This window comes from Streptomyces sp. NPDC005775, from assembly GCF_042871565.1.
Classification (GTDB): Bacteria; Actinomycetota; Actinomycetes; order Streptomycetales; family Streptomycetaceae; genus Streptomyces.
The window spans coordinates 1-24,410 of sequence record NZ_JBIAIU010000012.1 but is presented as its reverse complement, the minus strand read 5'-3'; the positions used below and the strand labels follow the sequence as shown (position 1 = coordinate 24,410).

The 24,410-nt window shown below is 70.2% G+C and carries 21 protein-coding genes and 1 pseudogene; 6 read left to right on the top strand and 16 right to left on the bottom strand.

Going from position 1 to position 24,410, the window contains the following annotated elements; genetic code table 11:
* The first annotated feature begins 81 nt into the window (after positions 1-81).
* Complete coding sequence (locus ACFYPA_RS25965) at positions 82-1,746, top strand: beta-N-acetylhexosaminidase (protein ID WP_359082477.1); 1,665 nt, start codon at positions 82-84, stop codon at positions 1,744-1,746.
* 97 nt (positions 1,747-1,843) lie between these two features.
* Here ACFYPA_RS25965 and ACFYPA_RS25960 read toward each other — a convergent pair whose 3' ends face one another.
* The 6 genes from ACFYPA_RS25960 to ACFYPA_RS25935 all read right to left on the bottom strand — a co-directional run bounded on the left by ACFYPA_RS25960 (position 1,844) and on the right by ACFYPA_RS25935 (position 9,849).
* The gene (locus tag ACFYPA_RS25960; RefSeq protein ID WP_359317023.1) at positions 1,844-2,731 is read right to left on the bottom strand and encodes a siderophore-interacting protein; all 888 of its coding nucleotides are present in this window, start codon (positions 2,729-2,731) and stop codon (positions 1,844-1,846) included.
* On the bottom strand, positions 2,728-3,711 hold the full coding sequence (locus ACFYPA_RS25955) for an ABC transporter substrate-binding protein (RefSeq protein ID WP_359082509.1): 984 nt from the start codon (positions 3,709-3,711) through the stop codon (positions 2,728-2,730). The genes ACFYPA_RS25960 and ACFYPA_RS25955 overlap by 4 nt, the downstream gene beginning before the upstream one ends.
* A 289-nt stretch (positions 3,712-4,000) precedes the next feature.
* A complete protein-coding gene (locus ACFYPA_RS25950; RefSeq protein ID WP_359082510.1) occupies positions 4,001-5,167 on the bottom strand; it encodes an acyl-CoA dehydrogenase family protein in 1,167 nt (388 codons plus the stop codon).
* Between the two features lie 8 nt (positions 5,168-5,175).
* Positions 5,176-6,150 carry a hydroxymethylglutaryl-CoA lyase gene (locus ACFYPA_RS25945; RefSeq protein ID WP_389134435.1) on the bottom strand — a complete coding sequence of 325 codons (975 nt, stop codon included), beginning with the start codon at positions 6,148-6,150 and terminating at the stop codon, positions 5,176-5,178.
* Complete coding sequence (locus ACFYPA_RS25940; RefSeq protein WP_389134433.1) at positions 6,147-8,234, bottom strand: acetyl-CoA carboxylase biotin carboxylase subunit; 2,088 nt, start codon at positions 8,232-8,234, stop codon at positions 6,147-6,149. The genes ACFYPA_RS25945 and ACFYPA_RS25940 overlap by 4 nt, the downstream gene beginning before the upstream one ends.
* A gap of 7 nt (positions 8,235-8,241) precedes the next feature.
* Positions 8,242-9,849, bottom strand: a complete 1,608-nt coding sequence (locus tag ACFYPA_RS25935; protein WP_389134430.1) for a carboxyl transferase domain-containing protein — start codon at positions 9,847-9,849, stop codon at positions 8,242-8,244.
* A 139-nt stretch (positions 9,850-9,988) separates the two neighbouring features.
* Here ACFYPA_RS25935 and ACFYPA_RS25930 point away from each other — a divergent pair, with 139 nt between their 5' ends.
* From ACFYPA_RS25930 to ACFYPA_RS25915, 4 genes are all read left to right on the top strand, one after another.
* A complete protein-coding gene (locus ACFYPA_RS25930) occupies positions 9,989-10,600 on the top strand; it encodes a TetR/AcrR family transcriptional regulator (protein WP_389134427.1) in 612 nt (203 codons plus the stop codon).
* A 258-nt stretch (positions 10,601-10,858) separates the two neighbouring features.
* Positions 10,859-11,704, top strand: coding sequence for an MIP/aquaporin family protein (locus tag ACFYPA_RS25925; RefSeq protein ID WP_359082511.1), 846 nt, complete (start codon positions 10,859-10,861; stop codon positions 11,702-11,704).
* A gap of 87 nt (positions 11,705-11,791) precedes the next feature.
* Positions 11,792-13,315: a glycerol kinase GlpK gene (gene glpK / locus ACFYPA_RS25920; protein WP_359082482.1), complete on the top strand. Its 1,524-nt coding sequence runs from the start codon at positions 11,792-11,794 to the stop codon at positions 13,313-13,315.
* 90 nt (positions 13,316-13,405) lie between these two features.
* Positions 13,406-14,185, top strand: a complete 780-nt coding sequence (locus ACFYPA_RS25915) for a phosphatase (protein ID WP_389134424.1) — start codon at positions 13,406-13,408, stop codon at positions 14,183-14,185.
* Positions 14,186-14,279: 94 nt separating this feature from the next.
* Here ACFYPA_RS25915 and ACFYPA_RS25910 read toward each other — a convergent pair whose 3' ends face one another.
* From ACFYPA_RS25910 to ACFYPA_RS25880, 7 genes are all read right to left on the bottom strand, one after another.
* Positions 14,280-15,353 (bottom strand): cation diffusion facilitator family transporter, encoded by a 1,074-nt coding sequence (locus ACFYPA_RS25910; protein WP_389134422.1) that lies wholly within the window; start codon positions 15,351-15,353, stop codon positions 14,280-14,282.
* Positions 15,354-15,379: 26 nt separating this feature from the next.
* The gene (tesB, locus tag ACFYPA_RS25905) at positions 15,380-16,267 is read right to left on the bottom strand and encodes an acyl-CoA thioesterase II (RefSeq protein ID WP_359082485.1); all 888 of its coding nucleotides are present in this window, start codon (positions 16,265-16,267) and stop codon (positions 15,380-15,382) included.
* 18 nt (positions 16,268-16,285) lie between these two features.
* The gene (locus tag ACFYPA_RS25900) at positions 16,286-17,443 is read right to left on the bottom strand and encodes an acyl-CoA dehydrogenase family protein (RefSeq protein ID WP_359082486.1); all 1,158 of its coding nucleotides are present in this window, start codon (positions 17,441-17,443) and stop codon (positions 16,286-16,288) included.
* Positions 17,444-17,724: 281 nt separating this feature from the next.
* Complete coding sequence (locus tag ACFYPA_RS25895; protein WP_389134418.1) at positions 17,725-18,684, bottom strand: SDR family NAD(P)-dependent oxidoreductase; 960 nt, start codon at positions 18,682-18,684, stop codon at positions 17,725-17,727.
* Between the two features lie 235 nt (positions 18,685-18,919).
* Complete coding sequence (locus tag ACFYPA_RS25890; RefSeq protein WP_389134416.1) at positions 18,920-19,540, bottom strand: hypothetical protein; 621 nt, start codon at positions 19,538-19,540, stop codon at positions 18,920-18,922.
* Positions 19,541-19,643: 103 nt separating this feature from the next.
* On the bottom strand, positions 19,644-19,937 hold the full coding sequence (locus tag ACFYPA_RS25885; RefSeq protein WP_359082489.1) for a DUF1330 domain-containing protein: 294 nt from the start codon (positions 19,935-19,937) through the stop codon (positions 19,644-19,646).
* Positions 19,938-20,035: 98 nt separating this feature from the next.
* On the bottom strand, positions 20,036-20,596 hold the full coding sequence (locus ACFYPA_RS25880) for a carboxymuconolactone decarboxylase family protein (protein WP_389134413.1): 561 nt from the start codon (positions 20,594-20,596) through the stop codon (positions 20,036-20,038).
* Between the two features lie 66 nt (positions 20,597-20,662).
* Between ACFYPA_RS25880 and ACFYPA_RS25875 the strand changes: the two genes are divergently transcribed.
* Positions 20,663-21,022, top strand: a complete 360-nt coding sequence (locus tag ACFYPA_RS25875; RefSeq protein ID WP_389134411.1) for a winged helix-turn-helix transcriptional regulator — start codon at positions 20,663-20,665, stop codon at positions 21,020-21,022.
* Positions 21,023-21,176: 154 nt separating this feature from the next.
* Here the strand turns inward: ACFYPA_RS25875 and ACFYPA_RS25870 are convergent, their stop codons facing one another.
* From ACFYPA_RS25870 to ACFYPA_RS25860, 3 genes and pseudogenes are all read right to left on the bottom strand, one after another.
* Positions 21,177-22,040, bottom strand: coding sequence for an immunity 49 family protein (locus tag ACFYPA_RS25870; RefSeq protein ID WP_389134408.1), 864 nt, complete (start codon positions 22,038-22,040; stop codon positions 21,177-21,179).
* Between the two features lie 87 nt (positions 22,041-22,127).
* A complete protein-coding gene (locus ACFYPA_RS25865) occupies positions 22,128-22,994 on the bottom strand; it encodes an immunity 49 family protein (RefSeq protein WP_359317003.1) in 867 nt (288 codons plus the stop codon).
* Between the two features lie 14 nt (positions 22,995-23,008).
* Positions 23,009-24,410 (bottom strand): annotated as a pseudogene (locus ACFYPA_RS25860) (hypothetical protein); the annotation flags it as partial.

Genomic DNA, 24,410 nt, shown 5'->3' with positions numbered 1-24,410 from the left:
GACGCGCGGTACGCATGGTGACGGTTCGAACGGTCAGGTGATCCAGGTGTGAACCAGTAGAAGTTAGAAGGGACCCGGCTTGTGAGACTGCACACGACGCAGCGCAGTGCTCTTCCCCGTGCTCTACCCCGTCTTCTCGGCTCGCTGCTTCTCGTCACGGCGGCAGGTGTCTCCACGGCCTGCGCGGCCACTTCGGCATCCGCGGTGGGCGGCGGCTCCACCGCGTCCGCGCCGCCCCGGCCGCTGGGCCAGGTCGTGCCCGCCCCCGCCTCCGTGAGACCGGGCGGATCCCCGTACTCCATCACCGGCGCCACCAGGATCCGCGTCGACGGCTCGTCCGGCGAGGCGCGCAGGATCGGCGAGTACCTGGCCGGCGTGCTGCGACCCTCCACCGGATACTCCCTGCCGGTCACCGACCGGTCCGGCCATGACGGCATCCGGCTCCGGCTCGGCTCCCGCGACAGCGAGCTGGGCGCCGAGGGCTACACTCTGACCTCCGGGCACGGCGCCGTCACCATCACCGCCCGCAAGCCCGCAGGGCTCTTCCACGGCGTCCAGACGCTGCGTCAGCTCCTGCCGGCCCAGGTGGAGAGCGACAGCCGCCAGAAGGGCCCGTGGAAGGTCGCGGGCGGCAGCATCACCGACATGCCGCGCTACGCCTACCGGGGCGCGATGCTCGACGTCTCGCGGCACTTCTTCTCGGTCGACGAGGTCAAGCGCTACATCGACCAGATCGCGCTGTACAAGATGAACACCTTCCACCTGCACCTCTCCGACGACCAGGGCTGGCGGATCGCCGTCGACTCCTGGCCGAAGCTGGCCACGTACGGCGGCTCCACGGAGGTCGGCGGCGGCCCCGGCGGCTACTACACCAAGAGCCAGTACAAGGAGATCGTGCGGTACGCGGCCTCCCGTCATATGGAACTGGTGCCGGAGATCGACATGCCCGGCCACACCAACGCCGCCCTCGCCTCGTACGCGGAGCTGAACTGCGACGGCGTCGCGCCGCCGCTCTACACCGGGACCAAGGTCGGCTTCAGTTCGCTGTGCGCGGCCAAGGACGTCACGTACCGGTTCATCGACGACGTCATCCGTGAACTGGCCGAGCTGACCCCCGGCCGGTACATCCACATCGGTGGTGACGAGGCGCACTCCACCAGCCACGAGGACTACGCCAGGATCATGGAGCGGGCGCAGGCCGTCGTCGGGAAGTACGGCAAGACCGTGATGGGCTGGCACCAGCTCACCGGGGCCGCGCCGGTCGAGGGTGCGGTCGCCCAGTACTGGGGCTACGACAAGACGAGCGCCGCCGACCGGCAGCAGGTGGTGGACGCGGCGAAGAACGGCACCAGGCTCGTGCTGTCGCCGGCGGACCGGGTGTACCTCGACATGAAGTACAACGACCAGACCGTGCTCGGCCTGAAGTGGGCGGGCCTGGTCGAGGTGCAGCGCAGTTACGACTGGGATCCGGCGACCTACCTCGCCGGTACGCCGGCGGACGCGGTGCTCGGGGTCGAGGCGCCGATCTGGGCGGAGACCCTGACCGACAGCGACGACATCGACGTGATGGCGTTCCCGCGGCTGCCCGGGGCGGCGGAGCTGGGCTGGTCCCCGGCCGAGACGCACGACTGGGACACGTACAAGGTGCGCCTCGCGGCGCTCGGACCGCGGTTCACGGCGCTGGGGATCGACTACTACCGGTCGCCCCAGGTGCCGTGGCCGGCGGAGCCGGCTGCGGCGGGGTGAGCGTGGGGCCGTCCGGCGGCGGGGGTGCGATGCCCTTGGCCGCCGGGTGGGCTCGGGGTGGTGTCCTCAAGCGCCGGACGGGCTCGAAACGCTGTCCTCAATCGCCGGTCGGGCTGGATGTGGCGGCCGGGGCCGGTGTGGCTTCCTCGCGGAGCTGTTCCTCGCTCAGGCCGCGGCGCCAGTAGCCCACGAACGTCACCCGCTTGCGGTCGAATCCCCGCTCGCGCACCAGGTGCCGCCGCATGGCGCGCACCTTCGACGCCTCGCCCGCGATCCAGACGTACGGCGTCCCCGCGGGCAGTTCCGCCGCGCGCACGGCCTCCACGGCATCCGGCGTCTCCGCCTCGTCCCGCACCAGCCAGCTGATCCGGGCGTCGGCCGCCGTGTCGATCGCCTGGCGGTCCCCGCTGTGCGGGACGTCCAGCCAGACCCGCGCCCGCAACCGGGCCGGCAGCCACTCCAGGGCGGCCGTCGCGGCGGGCAGGGCCGTCTCGTCGGCCCAGATCAGCACCCAGTCGGTGTCCTCGGGAGGGCGGAAACGGACCGCCGTGTTGTCCTCGACCGCAGGCCCGAGCGCCTTGATCACGTCGCCGGGTGAGGCCTCGGCGGCCCAGCGGCAGGCCGGGCCGCCGTCCTCGTGGAGCGCGAAATCGATGTCGATCTCGGTGGCCGAACCGCCGTCGGTACGACGCTGCGCGCGGACCGTGTACGAGCGCAGCACCGCCCGCTCCTCGGCCGGAAGCGCCCGCCAGGGGCCGAACCAGTTGCCCTCGTTATCGACCGGAACGACTGGTTCCGGCTGTCCGGGGTGCGGGAGGAACAGCGACAGGCTCTGATCGCGGCCCCCGGAGGCGAACCCGTCGAGTCCGGGCCCGCCGAACGTGACCCGGAGCAGGGACGGCCCCAGCCGCCCGGTGCGCAGGACGGTCAGCCGGAACAACCGGAAGGGATCGACGTCGGGCGCGGCGGCGGTCGTCACGGTCAGGCGGTCTTCTTCGCGTCCTCGATGGCCTTCGCGAGGTCCTCGAGGATCGGGGCGCACTTGTCGTAGCTGTAGATCGGCTCGGTGGTGCGCGGGATGACCTGGCCGGCCTTGACGGCGGGCAGCTGCGTCCACGTCGGCTTGGAGGTCAGGGCGTCGGGCTGCAGGGCCGAGGAGCGGTTGTCCATCATGATGATGTCGGCCTCGTACTTGTCGACGTTCTCCCAGCTCAGATTCTCGAAGAAGCCGGCCTCGTCGACCTTCGGCTCGACGAACTTCACGCCCAGCTCCTGGAAGTACAGGGTGTCGGCGGACATCTTGGCGAGTGAGACGTAGAACAGGTCCTGGCTGGCCGAGCCGATCATCACCTTGAGGTTCGGCTTGGACTTCGCGGCGGCACGCAGCCGGGCGGCGGCCTTCTCGAAGCGGGCCTTGGCGTCGGTGACCGGCTTGGCCCTGACGTCGGCGCCGAGCGAGGCGGCGAGGTCCTCGTGGCGCTGGATCGCCTTGGGGATCGTGGTCTGGGCGGCCCACAGGGCGACGCTCGGGGCGAGCTTCAGGATCTTGTCCTTGGACGCGTCCGGCACGTACCAGAGGGCGTCCTTCTCCCACATCGCGGTGACGAGCAGGTCCGGGCCGAGGGCGGCGTACTTCTCGACGTTGAACTCGCCCCAGACGTTGCCGAGTATCTCGACCTTGCTGATGTCCAGGTCGCCGGCCTGCACGTCGGCCTTGCCGTCCTTGGTCTTCGTCGGTCCGAAGACGGCCTTGACCTCGACGCCGTAGTCGTGGAGCGCGGCGGCGACACCGGTGAAGGCGACGACGTTCTTCGGGACGGACTTGGCCTCGGCACTCTGCCCGCGGTCGTCCTTGAAGCTCCAGGGCCCGGCGTCGGCGCTCTTGGAGCCGGTGGAGCCGGAGTCCTTCGAGTCGCTGTCACCGCAGGCGGCCAGCGCGGCGCCCAGACCAAGGGCTCCGCCCATGGCCAGCAGGCCGCGGCGGGTGGGACGGGACACTCGGGCAGTGCGCATGACGGAGTCCGCTTTCGTACGAGCCGGAAACCGGCCGGTGACAAGTTCGAGCTGAGGTTAGCCTAACCTCACGAACTGTCGAGCCCGCCGGTCCCCCCGTCCCGGCCCGCCCGGTCACCGGACGACCGGGGAATCCGAGTCGCACAGGCAGCGGCACAAGGGCCCGGCCCGGTGGCCTGCCCGGACAGCTGTGGGGCGGGCCCGGCACCCGGACCCCCCCCACGGCGCACCATCCCCGGTGTCAGGCAGACATGCCCAACTCCCGCGCGATCAGCATCCGCTGCACCTCGCTCGTGCCCTCGCCGATCTCCAGGATCTTCGAGTCGCGCCACATCCGGGCCACCGGGTACTCGTTCATGAAGCCGTAGCCGCCGTGGATCTGGGTCGCCTCGCGGGCGTTGTCCACCGCCACCGTCGAGGAGTACAGCTTGGCGATCGCCGCCTCCTTCTTGAACGGTTCGCCCGCCAGCAGCCGCGACGCCGCGTCCCGCCAGCCGATCCGCGCCATGTGGGCCCGCATCTCCATGTCCGCGATCTTGAACTGGATCGCCTGGTTGGAGCCGATCGGCTTCCCGAACGCGTGCCGCTCCGCGGCGTACTTCACCGACTCGTCCACGCAGCCCTGCGCCAGGCCCGTCGAGAGTGCCGAGATGGCGATCCGGCCCTCGTCCAGGATCCGCAGGAACTGCGCGTAGCCGCGGCCCTCCTCGCCCAGCAGGTTCTCCAGCGGGACGCGCACGTCGCTGAAGGACAGTTCCCGGGTGTCCGAGGCGTTCCAGCCGACCTTCGAGTACGGGGCGGCGACCGTGAAGCCGGGGGTGCCCGAGGGGACGATGATCGACGAGATGAGCGGGGCGCCGTTCTCCTTGCGGCCCGTCACCGCCGTGACCGTGACCAACTCGGTGATGTCCGTACCGGAGTTGGTGATGAAGCACTTGGAGCCGTTGATCACCCACTCGCCCGTCGCCTCGTCGCGCACGGCCGTCGTCCGGGTGCCGCCCGCGTCCGAGCCGCCGTCCGGCTCCGTCAGGCCGAACGCGCCCAACGCCTCGCCCGAGCAGAGCTTCGGCAGCCACCGCCGCTTCTGCTCCTCCGTGCCGAAGCGGAACACCGGCATCGCACCGAGCGAGACCCCGGCCTCCAGCGTGATCGCGACCGAGGAGTCGACCCGGGCCAGCTCCTCCAGGGCGATGCCGAGGGCGAGGTAGTCGCCGCCCATCCCGCCGTACTCCTCCGGGAACGGCAGCCCGAACAGGCCCATCCGCCCCATCTCGCGCACGATCTCGTACGGGAACTCATGGCGCTCGTAGAAGTCGCCGATCTTCGGTGCGACCACGTCGTGGGCGAACTCCTCGACCGTGCGGCGAAGTTCCTCGTGCTCGGCGGTCAGCCGGTGGTCCAGGGACATGGGGGAAATCACTGCTCCTTGTGGGACTGTGTGTGTTGCACCGAGAGCGCGCGGACGGTACGGGAGGGGCTGGGTCGGCCCAGATGTCCGGCGAGCCACACGCTCGTGGCGGTGAGCTCGTCGAGGTCGACCCCGGTTTCGATGCCGAGGCCGTCGAGCATCCACACGAGATCCTCGGTGGCGAGATTGCCGGTCGCGCTCTTCGCGTACGGGCAGCCACCGAGGCCGCCCGCGGAGGCGTCCACGGTGGACACGCCGTGCTGGAGCGCGGCAAGAGTGTTGGAGAGGGCCTGCCCGTACGTGTCGTGGAAGTGCACCCCGATCGTGTCGGTGGGGACGCCTCCCTCGTTCAGCCGGTGCAGCAGGGTCTGTACGTGGCCGGGCGTCGCGACCCCGATCGTGTCGCCGAGCGAGAGCTCGTCGCAGCCGAGGTCCATCAGCGCCTTCGCGACCCGGACGACCTGGGGGACCGGCACCGGGCCCTCCCACGGGTCGCCGAAGCACATCGACAGGTAGCCGCGCACATGCATCCCGTCCGCCTTGGCGCGGGCCACGACGGGCTCGAACATGGCGAGAGACTCGTCGATCGTGCGGTTGAGGTTGCGGGCCGCGAACGTCTCCGTCGCCGAGCCGAACACCGCGATCCGGCGTGCTCCGAGCGCCAGCGCCCGGTCCATCCCCCGCTCGTTCGGCACGAGGACCGGGAGGGCCACGTCGCCCACGTCCCCTATGTCGCCGAGCATGGGGAACAGCTGCTCCGCGTCCGCGAGTTGGGGCACCCATTTGGGGTGGACGAAGCTCGTCGCCTCGATCGTGGTCAGGCCGGCGACCGCGAGCCGGCGGATGAACTCCGCCTTCACCTCGGTCGGCACGACCGCCTTCTCGTTCTGCAGCCCGTCGCGGGCGCCGACCTCGTGGATACGGACCCGGGCGGGCAGGCCCGGAGCGGCCACGGTCATCGGCAGGGTGCGGTCGGTCGTCATGCCTGCTCCTCGCCGGCGGTGGCCACGGGCACGACCACGGCCAGTACCTGGTCCATGGCCACCGTGGTCCCGGCGGTCACGTCGAGTTCGGTCACGGTGCCGGCGTGCGGGGCGGAGATGACGTGCTCCATCTTCATCGCCTCCACGACGAGGAGGCTCTGCCCGGCCGCGACCTCGTCCCCGACGGCCACCTTCACCACGGTGACGGTCCCGGGCATGGGCGCGGCGAGCGTGTCCGCCCCGGAGCGGCCGGCGCCGGACAGCGATGCCTCCACCGGGTCGTGGTCCCGGACGTGCCAGGTGTCGCCGTCCCGGCCGAGCCAGTGGCCCTCCGGGGAGGTGGCGTACGCGAACGAGTGCGTGACACCGGCGAGTTCGAGCGTGATGCGGCCACCGTCCACGGTCAGCGTCCTCGCCGTCTCCGCGCTGCCGGGCAGCGGTCCCAGCGGACCGCAGGTGCCCGATTCGGGAGCCGGCGGCTGCGCGCCCTCCCCGACGTGCCCGAACGTCAACTCGGTGCTCGCGCCGCACGGCCGCAGGCCCACCTGGACCGGGTCGTGGCCGGGGATCGCGAAGTGCCGCACCGTACGCGCCGGGGTGCCGCCGAGCCGCCAGCCGTCACCGGCCGAGAACGGGTCGTTCCACACATCCGTGCGGGCCGGCCCGGGGGAGTGCCGCCGCAGCAGTGCGGCCGCCGCGTACACCTCCTCCGGGACCCCGTCCGGGACCAGCGCGTCGACCTCGCGCTCCACCAGCCCGGTGTCCAGATCGCCCGCCACCACGGCCGGGTGGCCGAGCAGCCGGCGCAGGAAGCCCGCGTTGGTGGGGACGCCGAGGACCACCGTGTCCGCGAGCGCCGCCCGCAGCCGGCGCAGGGCCGTCGCCCGGTCAGGGCCGTACGCGATCACCTTCGACAGCATCGGGTCGTACAGACTGCCGACCTCGCCGCCCTCGGCGAGCCCGGAGTCCGTGCGCACCCCGCCGCCCTGCGGCTCCTGGAGGGCCAGGACCGTACCGCCCGAGGGCAGGAAGCCGCGGGCCGGGTCCTCGGCGCAGATCCGGGCCTCGACCGCGTGCCCGGTGAGCGTGATGTCGCCCTGGGCGCAGGGCAGTCGCTCGCCCGCCGCGACGCGCAGTTGCCATTCCACCAGGTCGAGGCCGGTGATCAGCTCCGTCACCGGGTGCTCGACCTGGAGACGGGTGTTCATCTCCATGAAGTAGTACGAGGCCGGGTCGTTGCCCGGGACGATGAACTCCACCGTGCCCGCGCCCACGTACCCGCACGAGCGGGCGGCCTGCACGGCCGCCTCGCCCATCGCCGCCCGCGTCTTCTCGTCGAGCAGGACGGACGGCGCCTCCTCGATGATCTTCTGGTGGCGGCGCTGGAGCGAGCACTCGCGCTCGCCCAGGTGCACCACGTTGCCGTGCCCGTCGGCCAGTACCTGGATCTCGATGTGGCGCGGCCGGTCGATCCACCGCTCGACGAGGAGGGTGTCGTCGCCGAACGAGGCGCGCGCCTCGCGCCGGGCGGCGGCGATCTCGTCCGCGAGCAGCGCCTCCTCGCGCACCAGCCGCATGCCCTTGCCACCGCCGCCCGCCGAGGGCTTCAGCAGCACCGGCATGCCGATCTCCTTGGCGGCGTCCGCCAGTTGGCCGTCGGTCAGCTCGCTGCCCGTGGAGCCGGGCACCACCGGGACACCGGCCGCGGAGACGGTCTCCTTCGCCCGGATCTTGTCGCCCATCAGCGAGATGGCGGCGGCGGGCGGCCCGATGAAGACCAGCCCCGCTTCCGCGCACGCCTGAGCGAAGCCCGCGTTCTCGGCGAGGAAGCCGTAGCCGGGGTGGACGGCCTGCGCGCCCGTGCGGCGGGCCGCCTCCAGCAGCCGGTCCGCGCTCAGATAGCTCTCGGAGGCCGGTGCGGGCCCGATCCGTACCGCCGTATCCGCTTCCCGTACGTGCCGGGCGTCCGCGTCCGCGTCGCTGAAGACGGCGACCGAGCGCACGCCCAGCTCGCGCAGGGTCCGGATGACCCGGACCGCGATCTCGCCGCGGTTGGCGACGAGAACCGTGTCGAACATCGTCATCTCTTCCTCACATCCGGAAGACGCCGAAGCCGGCGTCGCCCAAGGGCGCGTTGGCGCACGCGGTCAGGGCGAGCCCCAGCACCTGCCGGGTCTCCATCGGGTCGATCACGCCGTCGTCCCAGAGCCGGGCGGTGGCGTAGTACGCGTTGCCCTGGGTCTCGTACTGCTCGCGGATCGGGGCCTTGAACGACTCCTCGTCCTCGGCGCTCCAGTCGTCGCCCAGCTGGTCGCGCTTGACCGTGGCGAGGACGGACGCGGCCTGCTCGCCGCCCATGACGGAGATCTTCGCGTTGGGCCACATCCACAGGAAGCGGGGGCTGTAGGCCCGGCCGCACATGGAGTAGTTGCCCGCCCCGTAGGACCCGCCGACCACCACGGTCAGCTTCGGGACCCGGGTGCAGGCGACGGCGGTGACCATCTTGGCGCCGTGCTTGGCGATGCCACCGGCCTCGTAGTCGCGGCCGACCATGAAGCCCGAGATGTTCTGCAGGAAGACCAGCGGGATGCCGCGCTGGTCGCACAGCTCGATGAAGTGCGCGCCCTTCTGGGCGGACTCGGAGAACAGGATGCCGTTGTTCGCGACGATGCCGACCGGGTGGCCGTGGATGTGCGCGAAGCCGGTGATCAGCGTCGTCCCGTACTCCGCCTTGAACTCGGCGAAGCGCGAGCCGTCGACGACCCGGGCGATCACCTCCCGTACGTCGTACGGGGTGCGCGAGTCGACCGGCACCGCCCCGTACAGCCCGGCGGGGTCCACCTTCGGCTCGTCGACCGTCCGCACGGACCACGGCAGCGCGCCCCGGTCGGGCAGCGTCGCCACGATGTTCCGCACGATCCACAGCGCGTGCGCGTCGTCCTCGGCGAGGTGGTCGGTGACCCCCGACGTACGGGAGTGGACCTCGCCGCCGCCCAGCTCCTCCGCGGTGACGACCTCGCCGGTCGCGGCCTTCACGAGCGGCGGCCCGCCCAGGAAGATCGTCCCCTGGCCGCGGACGATCACGGCCTCGTCGCTCATCGCGGGGACGTACGCCCCACCGGCCGTGCAGGACCCCAGCACGGCCGCGATCTGCGGAATCCCGGCCCCGGACATCCGGGCCTGGTTGTAGAAGATCCGCCCGAAGTGCTCGCGGTCCGGGAACACCTCGTCCTGCATCGGCAGGAAGGCGCCGCCCGAGTCCACCAGGTACAGACAGGGCAGCCGGTTCTCCAGCGCCACCTCCTGGGCCCGCAGGTGCTTCTTCACGGTCATCGGGTAGTACGTGCCGCCCTTGACGGTCGCGTCATTGGCGACGATCACGCACTCCCGGCCGCTGACCCGGCCGATCCCGGCGATCACGCCGGCGGCCGGCGCCGCGCCCCCGTACAGCCCCTCGGCCGCCAGCGGGGCCAGCTCCAGGAAGGGCGAACCCGCGTCGAGCAGGGTGTCCACCCGCTCCCGGGGCAGCAGCTTGCCGCGCGCCACATGCCGGGCGCGGGCCTTCTCACCCCCGCCGAGCCTGGCCGTGGCGAGCCGCTTGCGCAGCTCGTCGGTGAGCGCGTGATGCGCCGCCTCGTTGGCCTGCCAGGCCTCCGAGGCGGGATCGGCCGCGCTCGCCAGCACCGGTGCCTGCTGCATCCTGTCGAGCCCCCTTGCCCGTACCGCGGTGTGACGGCCCCACCCGCGACGTCGGTCATCGAGGGGGAGGCGTTAATGAGCGTTAACGTTGCCACCACAGGTTAACGACCGCTAACGCACCTGTCTAGAATGACTGCTCATGAGCACCCATGCCGCCGCCCGCGTCGCGGCCCCCACCCGCCGCGAGCAGATCCTCAAGGAGGCCGCCCGCCTCTTCGCCGAGCGCGGCTTCCACGGCGTCGGCGTCGACGAGATAGGCGCCGCCGTCGGCATCAGCGGTCCCGGCCTCTACCGGCACTTCCCCGGCAAGGACGCGATGCTCGCCGAACTGCTCGTCGGCATCAGCGAGCGGCTCCTGGCCGGCGGACAGCTGCGGGTCTCCGAGAGCGCCTCCGGCGGCAGCTCCCCCGAGGCGCTCCTGGACGCGCTCATCGAGGGCCACATCGACTTCGCCCTCGACGACCGCCCCCTGATCACCCTGCACGACCGCGAGCTGGACCGCCTGCGGGACACCGACCGCAAACAGGTGCGCCGGCTCCAGCGCGAGTACGTCGAGGTGTGGGTCGCCGTCGTCCGCGACCTCTACCCGGACCTTCCCGAGCACGAGGCCCGCGCGACGGTCCACGCCGTCTTCGGCCTGCTGAACTCGACCCCGCACCTCGGCCGGCCCGGCGCGCTGCCCGGCCGCCCGGACACGGCGGCGCTGCTGCACCGGCTGGCGCGGGGTGCCTTCGCCGCCGCGGGATCCTGACGGTCGCCGGGCGCGTCCCGGGGTGCGAGCCTCACGGGCGCAGGTCCCGGAAACCTGTGCGTGCACCCGCCGACCCCACGGCTGATTGGTCGAATTCCGCACGCAGCAGGGGAGAGTCCAGGGGCGCGCCGTCGGCAATGCGCCGGTAAGCGGCCGCGGGATGGCCAGATGTTTCGACCCGATGAAGGAGGGTCGATCAAGGTGGCCAGTCATACGACGACGCGTCGACGCGGATACCGGGAGGGGCTCGTCGGCGAGATGCTCGCCGAGTTCCTGGGTACGTTCGTTCTCATTCTGCTGGGTGTCGGCTCGGTGGCCCTGACCGTCGCCGGTCTGCCCGGGTCCGGCCGCCGGACGGACCCCTTCGGAGCCGCCGACTGGCTCATCATCAGCTGGGGCTGGGGCTTCGGAGTGATCTTCGGCGTCTATGTCGCCGGAGGTGTGAGCGGCGCGCACCTCAATCCGGCTGTCACGCTCGCCTTCGCCGTCCGGCGCACGCTGGCCTGGCGGAAGGTCGCTCCGTACTGGCTCGCCCAGGTGGTGGGAGCCTTCGTGGCCGCCGCGCTCGTGTACGCGTCCTACCGATGGGCGATTGACTTCTTCAACCAGAAGGAGGGTCTGGCCAGGGACAAGTCGCTTTCCACGTTCTCGATCTTCGCCACTTTTCCCGCCGAATACTTCGGGGATTCCTGGTGGGGCCCGCTGCTCGACCAGATCATCGGCACAGGCATCCTGCTCCTTCTGATCTGCGCGGTCACCGACAGCCGGAACCAGGCGCCGCTGGCCAACCTCGCGCCCTTCGTCATCGGACTCATCGTCGTGGCGATCGGAATGACCTTCGGTACGAACGCCGGCTATGCGATCAACCCCGCCCGCGACTTCGGGCCCCGGCTGTTCGCGTACTTCGAGGGCTGGGGCGACATCGCACTGCCGGGGACATTCGGCTGGTACAGCGGCTACTGGTGGATCCCGCTCGTCGGACCGCTCATCGGCGGAGTCGTCGGCACCCTCGTCTACGACCTGGTCATCTCCCCGCTGGTCAAGGCGCGCGGTGGCCCGGCGCAGGAGGGGCACGTCCCCGACGAGCCGACGGCCGAACGCTGACCGTCCGCGGTGGCGACACGAGGAGCCACCTGACGCAAGGAACCGGTCCGTTCGCGGACATCTGCACCATGGGAAGGGACGGCAGCGATGCCCGAATTCATTGGCGCGGTGGATCAGGGAACCACCAGCACGCGCTTCATGATCTTCGATCACGCAGGTAACGAGGTGGCCCGGCACCAGCTCGAGCACGAGCAGATCCTGCCGCGGTCGGGATGGGTCGAACACGACCCCGTGGAGGTCTGGGAACGCACGAACACGGTCATGCAGAGCGCCGTCCGGGCGAGTGGTCTGCAGGCCTCGGACCTCAGGGCGATCGGTATCACCAACCAGCGGGAGACGACGGTCGTCTGGGACCGGCGCACCGGGCGGCCCTACTACAACGCCATCGTCTGGCAGGACACGCGCACGGACAGGATCGCGGCAGCCCTGGAACGCGACGGTCACGGGGACACCATCCGGCACCGGACGGGCCTGCCGCCGGCCACGTACTTCGCCGGCGGCAAGATCAAGTGGCTGCTCGAGAACGTGGACGGTCTCCGTGCGGCCGCCGAGGCGGGCCACGCACTGTTCGGGACCATGGACGCATGGGTGCTGTGGAACCTCACCGGCGGTCCGAACGGCGGCGTGCACGCCACCGACGTCACCAACGCCAGCCGTACGATGCTGATGAACCTGGAGACGCTGGACTGGGACGACGAACTCCTGGGCGTGTTCGGCATCCCCCGCGCGATGCTGCCGGACATCCACCCGTCGTCGGACGCGGAATCCTATGGCAGCACCCGCACCTCACGGCCGTTGAACGCCGCCGTCCCGATCACCGGAGTCCTCGGCGACCAGCACGCGGCCACGGTCGGCCAGGTCTGCTTCGCGCCGGGCGAGGCCAAGAACACCTACGGCACCGGCAACTTCCTCGTCCTCAACACGGGGACCGAGCTCGTCCGTTCGCAGAACGGGCTGCTGACCACCGTGGCCTACCAGTTCGGCGACAGCCCGGTCGTCTACGCGCTGGAGGGCTCCATCGCCGTGACCGGCGCGGCCGTGCAGTGGCTGCGCGACCAGCTGAAGATCATCAAGAGTGCACCGGAGAGCGAGCAACTGGCCCGGTCGGTGAGCGACAACGGCGGGATGTACTTCGTCCCCGCCTTCTCCGGGCTGTTCGCACCCTACTGGCGCTCCGACGCACGGGGCGCGATGGTGGGCCTGGCCCGCTACAACACCGACGCGCACATCGCGCGTGCCACCCTGGAGGCCATCTGCTACCAGAGCCGCGACGTCGTCGACGCGATGGAACAGGACTCCGGTGTGCACCTCGATGTGCTCCGGGTGGACGGCGGTGTGACCGCCAACGACCTGTGCATGCAGATCCAGGCGGATGTGCTGGGCGTGCCCGTCAGCCGCCCCGTGGTCGCCGAGACCACGGCGCTCGGTGCGGCCTACGCGGCAGGCCTCGCCACCGGCTTCTGGCGTGACACCGACGAGCTGCGATCCCACTGGCAGGAGTCGAAACGCTGGGAGCCGCAGTGGAGCGAGGACCGGCGCCAGGAGGGTTACGACGGCTGGAAACGGGCCGTGGAGCGCACTCTGGACTGGGTGCGGGTGCAAGCCGACTGAGCGGCGCGGCGGGCCGGCGACGCGGCTGAGGCCGCATCCACAGTGCGGTACGACCCGTGCACGGTGCGTCCCGACCGGCACAATGGGTTCATGCCGATACCCAGCCGCGCTGCCCTCGTCGACCACCTCGTCCGTACGCGCATAGCGGGAGAGGTCGCGACCCCGCGCGACAACAACCTCTCCCACTACCGCAAGCTCGCCAACGGCGACCGCCACTTCTGGCTGGGGCTGGAACTCGGCGACCGGTGGCGCGACGAGCAGGACGTCCTGGCGGTCATGGCCGAGAGATGCGGGGTCAGCGACGACCCGGAGCACCGGTACGGCCAGGACACCATCGACCCCGAGCTCACCGTCGCCGCCCTCGACCGGGCGGCGGCGCGGCTCCGCAAGGCCGCCGACGGAACCGAGCGGGTCCTCTTCGCCACCGGTCACCCGGGCGGGCTCCTGGACGTCCACCGGCAGACCGCGGCGGCGCTGGGGGCGGCCGGCTGCGAGATCATGACGATCCCGTCAGGGCTCACGGCGGACGAGGGCATGGTCTTCCAGTTCGCCGACGTCGCCGTGCAGGAGCGTGGCGCGACCCTCTGGCACACCCACTCCCCGGCCCCGATGGCCGCGATCCTGGACGGCCTGGAACGAGACGGGCGCCCCATGCCCGACCTGGTCGTCGCCGACCACGGCTGGGCCGGGTGCGCCGCCCAGCGCGGACTGGACGCCATCGGCTACGCGGACTGCAACGACCCGGCCCTGTTCCTGGGGGAGGCCGAGGGCACCCTCCAGGTGGCCGTCCCGCTGGACGACCACGTGCTGGACCCGCGGTTCTACGACCCGATGACCGAGTACCTGCTGGACGCGGCCGGGCTGCTCTGACCGGGCTGCCCGGACGGGAGGACCAGCCGTTGCCGGGACGAGGGGCCCAGCTGTTGCCCGGACTAAGGGCCCAGCCGCTGTACGGGCGAAGGGCTCAGCCGTTGTCCAGGCGGTCGGTGAACAGCCCTCCGCCGTCCCCGTCGCCCTCCCCGTCGCCGGGCCCGACCACCGGATCCGCTCCGGCGGCCCGGGCCCGGCGCCGCTGTGCCACACCCGGCGTCGGGTCCAGGTACACCCGCTTGATCGACGGATACCGCTCCCGCAACTGCTGCTCCGCCTCCTCGCAGGCCCACTCGACCTGCTCGGCACTGGCCACGTCCCGGAAGTCGACCTTCGCGGCGATCAGGATCTCGGTCGGACCCTGGATGAGCGTGGTCAGCTCCAGTACCTCGATGATGTGCGGCACCGAGAGCAATTCCTCCCGCACCCCCGTGCGCATCGACTCCGGTACCGGCCGCCCGATCAGCAGCTGGGCGTTGGAACGGCCGAGCACCCAGGCCACGTACACGAGCAGCACGCCGATCAGGATCGACGCGAGGCCGTCCCAGACGCCCGAACCCGACAGCTGGCCGCCGAGCAGACCGCCCGCCGCGAGCAGCAGACCCACCAGCGCGGCGGAGTCCTCCATCACGACGGCCTTGACCGCGGTGTCCGGGGTGCGCCGCAGGTAGCGCTGGGCGGGTGTGTCCAGCCGCCCGGCCTCCCGGCGCACCTGCCGCAGCCCGGTGCGCAGCGAGTAGCCCTCCAGCAGGAAGGCCACGGCGAGCACGATGTACGAGATGAGGGGGTCGCCGAGGTCCTCGCCCGCCACCAGGGTGTGGATGCCGTCGTAGAGCGAGAAGACCGCGCCGCCGACGAACGTGGCGACGGAGGCGAGCATCGCCCAGATGTACCGCTCGGGGCCGTACCCCAGCGGATGCTCCTCGTCGGCGGGCTTCTCGCTGCGCTTGAGGGCGGTGAGCAGCAGCACCTCGGTGACCGTGTCGGCGACCGAGTGGGCCGCCTCGGAGAGCATCGCGCTCGATCCGCTGATCAGGCCGGCGACGGCCTTCGCCACGGCGATGCCGAGGTTGGCGACCGCCGCGACGACGACCGTGAACGTGGAGTCCCCACCAGCAGATTTCTCGTCACTCATGATGGGGAGTATGTCCGCAGCCGGGCCGGGCATGTCCGACGCGTCGCCGTGCGGTCCGTTCAGCCCTCTCGCGGGACCCGGACGACGCCCTCCTGGATGACGGTGATCGCCAGCCGGCCGTCCTGGGTGTAGATGCGGGCCTGACCGAGGCCGCGCCCGCCGGAGGCGGACGGTGACTCCTGGTCGTACAGCAGCCATTCGTCGGCCCGGAACGGCCGGTGGAACCACATCGCGTGGTCCAGGCTCGCGCCCACCACGTCGCCGACCGCCCAGCCGCCGCGCCCGTGGGCGAGGAGCACCGAGTCGAGCAGCGTCATGTCGGAGACGTACGTCGCCATGCAGACGTGCAGCAGCGGATCGTCCGCCAGCTTGCCGTTGGTGCGGAACCACACCTGCGAGCGCGGTTCGCGCGGCTCCCCGACCGTGCCGAACGGCGGGGCGTCCACGTACCGCAGGTCGACCGCGGCCCGTGCCTCGATCAGCCGGTCCACGACACTCGGGTCGCTGAACCGGTCCGCGTACCGGGGCAGCATCTCGGCGGCCGTGGGCAGCGACTCGGGATCCGGCGCCGCCGGCATGCCCGCCTGGTGCTCCAGTCCTTCCTCGTGCGTCTGGAAGGACGCCGAGAGGTGGAAGATCGGCTGCCCGTGCTGGACGGCGACGACCCGCCGGGTGGTGAAGGAGCGGCCGTCCCTGATGCGGTCGACGCTGTAGACGATCGGCGCGCCCGGATCCCCCGCCCGCAGGAAGTACGCGTGCAGGGAGTGGGCGGGCCGGTCCGCGGGGACGGTGCGGCCCGCGGCGACGAGCGCCTGGGCCGCGACCTGTCCGCCGAAGACGCGGGGCACGATCGCCGAACGGCTGGTGCCCCGGAAGATGTCCTGCTCGATCTGCTCCAGGTCGAGCAGATCGAGCAGATCGAGCAGGGCGTCCGGTTCTGAGCTCATGGGGAGAACGTAGCCGCTCTACAGGCCCATGGACTTCGCGATGATCGACTTCATGACCTCGCTGGTGCCGCCGTAGATGCGGTTGACCCGGTTGTCCGCGTACAGGCGGGCGATCGGGTACTCGTTCATGAAGCCGTAGCCGCCGTGCAGCTGAAGGCAGCGGTCGATCACGCGGTGCGCCACCTCGGTGCAGAACAGCTTCGCGGAGGCGGCCTCGGCGGCGGTCAGCTCACCGGCGTCCAGCGCTTCCAGCGCGCGGTCGGCGACGGCCTGGGCCGCGTCCACCTCGGCCTGGCAGGCGGCCAGCTCGAACTTGGTGTTCTGGAACGAGGCGACGGTCTTGCCGAAGACCGTGCGGTCCTGCACGTACTGCTTGGCGAACCGGACGGCGGCGGCGGCCTGGGCGTACGCGCCGAAGGCGATGCCCCAGCGCTCGGAGGCCAGGTTGGTGCCGAGGTAGCCGAAGCCCTTGTTCTCCTCGCCGAGCAGGTCCTCGACCGGGACCTTCACGTCGACGAACGCCAGCTCGGCGGTGTCGGAGACGCGCAGGCCGAGCTTGTCGAGCTTGCGGCCGATCGAGTAGCCCTCGGACTTGGTGTCGACGGCGAAGAGGGAGATGCCGAAGCGGCGGTCGTCCTCGCGCGGGGCGGACGTACGGGCGCAGACGATCACACGGTCGGCGTGCACGCCGCCGGTGATGAAGGTCTTGGAGCCGTTGAGGACGTAGTGCGTGCCGTCCTCGGAGAGCTTGGCGGTGGTCTTCATGCCCGCGACGTCGGAGCCGGTGCCCGGCTCGGTCATCGCGAGGGCCCACATCTCCTCGCCGGTGGTGAACTTCGGCAGCCAGCGCTTCTTCTGCTCATCGGTGGCGAGCATCTTGATGTAGGGCAGGCCGAGCAGCGTGTGCACGCCGGAGCCGCCGAAGGAGACACCCGCGCGGGCGGTCTCCTCGTAGATGAGGGCCTCGTACTTGTGCGAGTCGATGCCCGCGCCGTCGTACTCCTCGTCCACCGTGATGCCGAAGACACCCAGCTCGCCGAGCTTCAGGTAGAAGTCGCGCGGGGCCTGACCGGCCGCGAACCACTCGTCGTACACGGGCACGACCTCGGCCGCGATGAAGGCGCGGATGGTCTCCCGGAACGCCTCGTGGTCCTCGTTGAATACCGTACGGCGCACGGGGTGCCTCCCTGGTCGGCTTCGCTCGGCTTGGCTAAGCGCTTGCTCAGCCTTGGTTAAAAGTTACCCGGCGGTCACCGAAGCTGTCCAGGGTGATGCTGAGCACGCCGGAGGCGCGGGTGCTGCCCGCCGTTCCCGTCGGCCGCCTCAGATACCGAACCGGGCGGCGATCCCGTCGAGCACGCAGTCGAGGCCCGTCTCGAACGCCCAGGTCGCGTCGTCCCTGGGGGTCGCGGAAGGAGTGAGGGGGCGCCGGTCGGCGTTCCCGGTCCGGACGGCCCTCAGCGGGCGGGCGCGAAAGCGTCGACGCCCGTGAGGTCGGCCGACAGCGCCCACAGGCGGGCGGCCTGCTCCGGGTCGGTCGCGTGTGCGTGTACGCCGCCCTCCTTGCCGTCGGCGGCCGGCTCGGCGATGTCGCAGTCCTCGCAGTACACGCCACCCATGCCCGCCAGTTGGGGGGAGGTCGCCGCCCAGAGATGCGTCGCCGCGCCCTGCCCGGGCGTCTTGAACGTGGGATCGGTCGGGGTGCCCTTCTCGTCGATCCAGCCCGCGTCGACCATGTCCTCCCGCGCGAGGTGGCGTTGCAGCGGGGTGAGGATGCTGCCCGGGTGCACGGCGAACGCTCGTACTCCGGCGTCACGGCCGAGTGCGTCGAGGTGCACGGCGAACAGCACGTTCGCCGCCTTGGCCTGCCCGTACGCCTCCCATCGGTCGTAGCCGCGCTCGAAGTGCATGTCGTCCCAGCGGACGCCCATGCCGTGCGCGCCGGACGACACGGCGACCACGCGTGCGCCACCGCGGGCGATCGCCGGCCAGAGATGGTTGACGAGGGCGAAGTGGCCGAGGTGATTGGTGGCGAACTGTGCCTCCCACCCCGGTCCGACACGCGTCTCGGGACAGGCCATGATCCCGGCGTTGTTGATCACGATGTCGACGTCGCGCCCCGAGGCCAGGAACCGCTCGGCGAAGCCGCGGACGCTGTCGAGGTCCGACAGGTCGAGGTCGTCGATCTCGACGCCGTCGACGCCCTCGACGGCCTCCTGAGCGACCGCCCGTCGCCGCGCGGGGACGAGGACCCGGGCCCCGGCGGCCGCCAGGGCACGGGTCGCCTCCAGGCCGAGCCCCGAGTAGCCGCCGGTGACGATCGCCGTGCTGCCGGACAGGTCGATCCCGTGCAGGACGTCGTCCGCGGTGCTGCGGGCGCCGAAGCCCGAACCGATCTTGTGCTGAGGTGTCGTCATGAGCGGCACGGTAGGTGTTGAACCGCGCTCTAAGGCAAGGCAGTTGGCGGAGGAGGCCCGATGCCGGCCGCTGCGTGCACGCCGCGTGCGTGGGGAACGCACCCCGGGCGGCCTCGGCCCCCTGGGGGCGCGGAGGGCGATGGCCGGCCAGGCGGTCGGCGTGACCGACGCCGCTGTCCGATTCCGTCGCCGACCACGCGGTGAAGACGTCCAGCCCGTCGCCCGTGCCTCGAATTCAGGAGCGAAAGCCTATGACGCCGTAGCCCGGTCGTGCTTCCGCGTACCGCATCCAGGTGAGGCACTGCATGGCAGCCTCCAGGACTTCGGGCTCCAGCGGCGGGGCCTGCCCCGACTCGTCGGCCGCGCGCTTGGTGGCCTCGAACTGCTGGAGCGCCTGGGCGATGTGCTCGGGTGCCCACTCGTCGCAGCCCGGTGTGTCGGCGTAGGGCAGCGGAGCCGGCGGGGCGCCGTAACTGAAGGCGTCCACGGACACAGCGGTGATACCCAGGGACTTCAGGCCCTGGTCGACGACAGACAGCCAGTCGCCCTTGTGCGGTGTGAAGCAGTCGTTGGGCAGGAATGCGCCGGTGAGCGAGCATATTCGCTGGTAGGCGTAGCTGTACTGGAAGGCATGGTCGCGGTTCTCGCTGAAGGGGCCGCCGTGGATGACCGCGGAGAGTGCCTCGTCAGCCGTCGGAGCTCCCTGCTCGATCGCGTAACTGTGGTACTCGTCGTCGCGGGTCAGGTCGTCCCCGAAGTCGGCGCGTATGACGTTCAGCAATTGGCCATCACGTGACCCGATCAGGGCGTGCGTAGCGGACAGGTCCACCAGGTAGACGCTCAAGGAAGAACTCATGAGGCGAACCTTATGAGTTGTTCCGCAACGCGGTGCAGGAAGGTCGAGTCGGCACCGGCTGACGTCCAGGCCGGCGCCGCCGGCCTGAACGCCAGTGCGCTGGTCAGTCGATGCCTTCGATGATGCGGAAGTCGCGCTCGACGCCGTCGGAAAGGGCGACCAGCGCCTCCTGGTAGGCCGCGCTCTCGCGAGCCGCGACCGCCTGTTCGAAGGTGTCGAACTCGATCACGACGGTGCGCTCGGCGATTCCGGCGTCGTGGGCGACGACCCGACCGCCGCGGGCGAGAACCCGGCCGCCCCCGGCCTGGACGGCCGGGGCGGCCAGCTTGTTGTAGGCGGCTAGCTTCTCGGGGTCGGAAATGGTGCGGTAGGCACTGACCCAGTAGCCCTTGGCCATGGAAACCTCCTGTGTTCGGACGAGTGTGCCGGGCTCCGAGTCGACACTCGGATGGATCGGCCCCGGCGACGGATCAGGGGCGTGAAGCCGGAAAGGGCTCACCGTGCTGGGAACGGGGTGCCCCAGGGTTCCTCCTCCAGGAGGAGTCCGTTGGCCAGGTAGCTGATGGTTCGGTACCAGCCGGCCAGCACGAGGAACTCCAGGAGTTGGGCGTCTTCGTAGTGGGCGTCCAGGGAATCCCAGACGGCTTGTGAGAGTCGTGCTGTGTCGTGCAGTTCGTCGACGGCGTTGAGCAGTGCCGCATGGCGAGGCGGCCACGCGGTGTTGGCTGCGGTGTCGATGTCAGTGGTGGCGTGGAGCTGTTCCTCGGTCAGTCCGGTCTCCTGGGCGAGGGTCGCGGCGTGTGCGCCCCACTCGTAGGCGCAGCCGGTGCGTGCGGTCACGCGGGCGATGACGATCTCGCGGTCGATGGCGGGAAGAAGTCCGTGGCCCAGCAGGCCGGCCCCCAGGGCGAACATGCGTGAGGCGAGGTCCGGGTTGCGGTGCAGTACCCGGAACAGTGCGAGCGGTTCGTGTGTCACGCCGGGTGGCATCCATCGGCGGAGTGCCTGGTCGATGGGCGCGGGGTAGGGCGGGGTGAGCGGTTCGATGCGCGGCATGGGCACCTCCTGCTTCGGTTTTCGCATCACTATGATGCTTCGAAAGTCGAAGCGCAAGGAGTGAGTATGGAAGCCAGAACGCCTCGGCCGGGCTCACCGGTACGAGGGTCCGATTCAGGACGCCCGGTCATGGCCGCACTCGACCTGCTCGGGCGGCGCTGGACGCTGCGCATCCTGTGGGAACTGAGCCAAGGCCCGGCAGGCTTCCGGGAGTTGCAGCGCCGTTGTGAACGCATGTCGTCGAGCGTGCTCAGCACCCGGCTGGGCGAGCTGACCGGAGCCCGCGTGCTCACTCTGCACGGCGACGCCTATCACCTCACCCAGCTCGGTGAGGGCCTCGTTGCGGCGCTCAGCCCATTGAACGCCTGGAGTCGGCGATGGGCAGAGGAAACACGCACCGACACGGCAGGGGGCTGCGGGAGTTGAGGGCGCGCCGGCGGCAGAGCATCCGCCCACCACGCTGCGAAGTATCGCTCGGCCGTTCATGCCGGCGGCTTCGGTGGCATGATCTCGGCCGGTGATGGTGTGATCACGGCGCCGCAGCCGTCATGGGCAGGCCCGTTCACCGGTGAGGGGGGTTTCAGACGGGGAACTCCCCGACCCAGCTGCGCTGGAGGAGATGCTGGGGGAGGTAGTCGGATTCGACGTCGATGGGGAAGTCGCCGTCGTGGGCGAGGCACGCGATGGCCAGTGGGCCGACGGCCCACAGGCCTTTGATGTCGTCCTCGCGGTCTTCGTCTTTTGTCCAGTAGGTTTTGTGGAGTTCAAGTGCTTCTACCAGGGCGCTGTCGAAGCCGGCGTGGTCGTGTTTGATGAACTGGTAGAAGAGGTTGATCGGCGGGTACGAGATGTTCTGCAGCCAGTCTCGCGGAGCGATTTGGGCCGCGTCCGGGTGGGAGGTCTGGAGGGCTGCGGTGAGGGCCTCAACCATGTGGGGTTGCTGGCGTGACCAGTACGCCTGCAGTGTGGCTACCCAGTGGTAGAGGTATTCGTCGTGCTGTGCACCGGAGGCGCGCAGCACGTCCATCGGCACCTCGCAGAGTTCGGTCAGCCGTTCCTGGTCGCGGCAGATGAGGGCGAAATAGAAGGCATCGATCCACGACGGTGCGTTGATGAAGGTCCTGGGGCCGGTAACGGGCAGTGTGCGCATCTCGTGATGGATGCGGCACTCAACGGTGGCGCCGGTGGCAGTCGCGGTTCGGAAGATGGCCGATCCGACTTGCATGGCGTTGACAACGGCTTCCCAGGTTTCGACGGCCGAACATGTGGGATCGACCGTCGAACGGGCGCGTACGCACGTCCGCACGGAGTTCCACAGAGCATCGATCATGTGCGGCGACTGCTCGATCGAACAGGTTTCTTCGATGGTCTCTCGGGTCAGGTCACGCGCAAAACCCTCATCGTCGGGCCCGGGCACACCGTGGCGGGGGATGATGACGGTCACAACTGGTTGCCTCCCTGTGTGTCCGGCTCGGGCGACATGCTCCGTCATTCCAGGGTCTTCCTGGCGCTGTATGAGACCGGAAGGATGTCAGGTGGGGAATTCGCCGATCCAGCTGCGCTGGAGCAGGTGTTTCGGGAGGTACGCAGACTCGATGTCGATCGGCATATCCGCGTCGTATGCCATGCACGCGATGGCCAATGGGCCCAGGGCGACGAGTCCGTCGCCGCTCAGCGAGCGGGCCTCGTCCGCGGTCCAGTACTCCTTGTGCCAGGTCAGAGCCGTCGCCAGCGAGTCGGTAAAGGCTTGGTTCTCCCGGCGCAGGTAGAGCTGGAAGAGTTCCAGTGGCGGGTAGAGGATCTTCAGCATCAGTTCGGTGCTCGCGATCCGGGCCTGGTCGGGCGCGGTGCCCTGGATCGCGCTGACCAGGGAGTCCCAAGTCTGGGGGCGGCCGAACCAGAGGTGCTGGAGAGTCTCGATCCAGGTGTAGACGTACTCGTCGAACTCAGCACCGGAAGCACGCAGAAACGGTACTGGAACCTGGGCCAGCTGCTTCACCCGGTCGTTCTCGCGGCAGATCACGGCCAGGTAAAAGGAGGTGAGCCAGTTCCCAGCGTGCAGGTAGTCCTGTGGCCCTGTCCCTGGGAGCGTGCGTACTTCGTCCAGGGTTCCGACCCGGCAGGCCACCGTGCTCTCCTGCGTGGTGCCGGCGACGAAGAGCGCGGAGCCGACCTGCATAGCACGTACCCAGGATTCCCAGGTGACCAGCTCACTCGCCTCGGGATCCAACAGACACTGCCATTTCGCGGCGCCAAGCGCGAATGCCAGGGCGTCGTAGCGATCGTCCTCAGACGTCTCGATCCCCTCGATGGCCTCCTGGGCGGCTGCGACGACAGGCTTCATGGCCTCCGTGGCGTCGTCCGTACGGAAGTCGTGGCGCGGAATGCGCGTTGTCATGCACTCTCCTGCAGCTAGATCTTGAATTCCTCTATCACGGCCCCAGCGTAGAGGCCGTTAGTGTCCTCCAGTGCTTTGACCAGCACATACCTCAGCTTCCCAGCCTTCAGTGCGGTGCGGAGATCTGCGGCGATCGTGGCGTCCTTGCCACCACGGGACGTCATCTCGGCCAGAATCGTCCGGATGTAAGGCTTGGTGCCCTGTTGGACCCGCATGCCCTGAGCGCCGCCGTGGTCGCTCGGGTTCTGCGGGTCGGGATCGGATTTGCCTTGGCGCCAGTCGGGATCGTTGGACGGGGCCTTTTCCTCTACGAGCAGGCGTTCCCCATCGGGCAGTTTGTAGGCGCCATCGAACATGTGTGCGCCGTTGAGGGTCTTCGGGAGATCGATCCCCTGCGCTCGGGGGAATTCGTGCGGGATCACGTGAAGCACCGCCGCCCGGTTGCCCAGCGCTTCCGGGATCTTACTGTTGTTGGGAACTCCGGGGAGGCGGGCGTCGTATGCCGCCCGGGCCAGCTTGACGGCCTCGCGGTGCGCCGGAGTGTCCGCCCCCTTCAGCTTGAGCTCCGCGTTATTCAGGTCGACGTACACGCGGCGATCGCCAGCGGCCTTGTTCAAGTCCGGCAGAACCTCGCCCGGGATTGAGCTTGCGTCCAGCGTCTTGGGGTTGAACCGGGCCTCCCGTGGCCCGTTCGGCAAGTCGTGAACGGAGATCCACTTGCCGTTGGCATCGAGGGTCAGTTGTGGAAGTTCGACACCGTCCACCAGGTTGACGATTCGTTTACGGCGGCCAAGCGTGTTGTAGTGCTCCAGACGCCAGGCCTCGTTTGTGTTCGCCAGCTCGACGTGCTTCTGCTGGAGCTCTCTGAGCCGCTGCACGCTCGTCTCTTCGCCGCCGTGGCGCGCGCCTCCGGCGGCGTTGCCCGGGACTCCGCTGTCGACCGCCGGACCGGCAGGCATGTCACGGCCGCCTGCACCCGTGGGCTCGGCGTGGCCCTCGCCGCGCGTTCCGCCACTGTGGGTGTTCGTGGGCTGGTGGTTGACCGGGCCGCCCCGCTCGGGGCCGCCCGGCCCGCCGCCGTCCAGGCTGTTGCTGGGCATGTGGTGGCCGGCTGAGGCGCCCGGCAGGTTGTTCGCCGCACCGCCCGGTGTCCTGCTGGTACCGCTACCGGTGGCGTCGTCGCCGGTACGCCCCACGCCCCCCAGGTCGTCGCCCATCCGGATCGCCCCGTCCGCGTTGCCGCCGACGGTGTGGGCGCCGACCAGTACCGGCTGCTGGACCGGGTGCGGGGTGATGGCTGGGGTCTCCGCCCCTGTGGCCACGTTCTCCGGCTTCGCGGCGCTGTGGTGTTGTTGGAGGGTGCCGTCCTCCTTGAGGACGTTGCCGGGGCGGTCCAGGTAGACGGTGTTGCCGTGC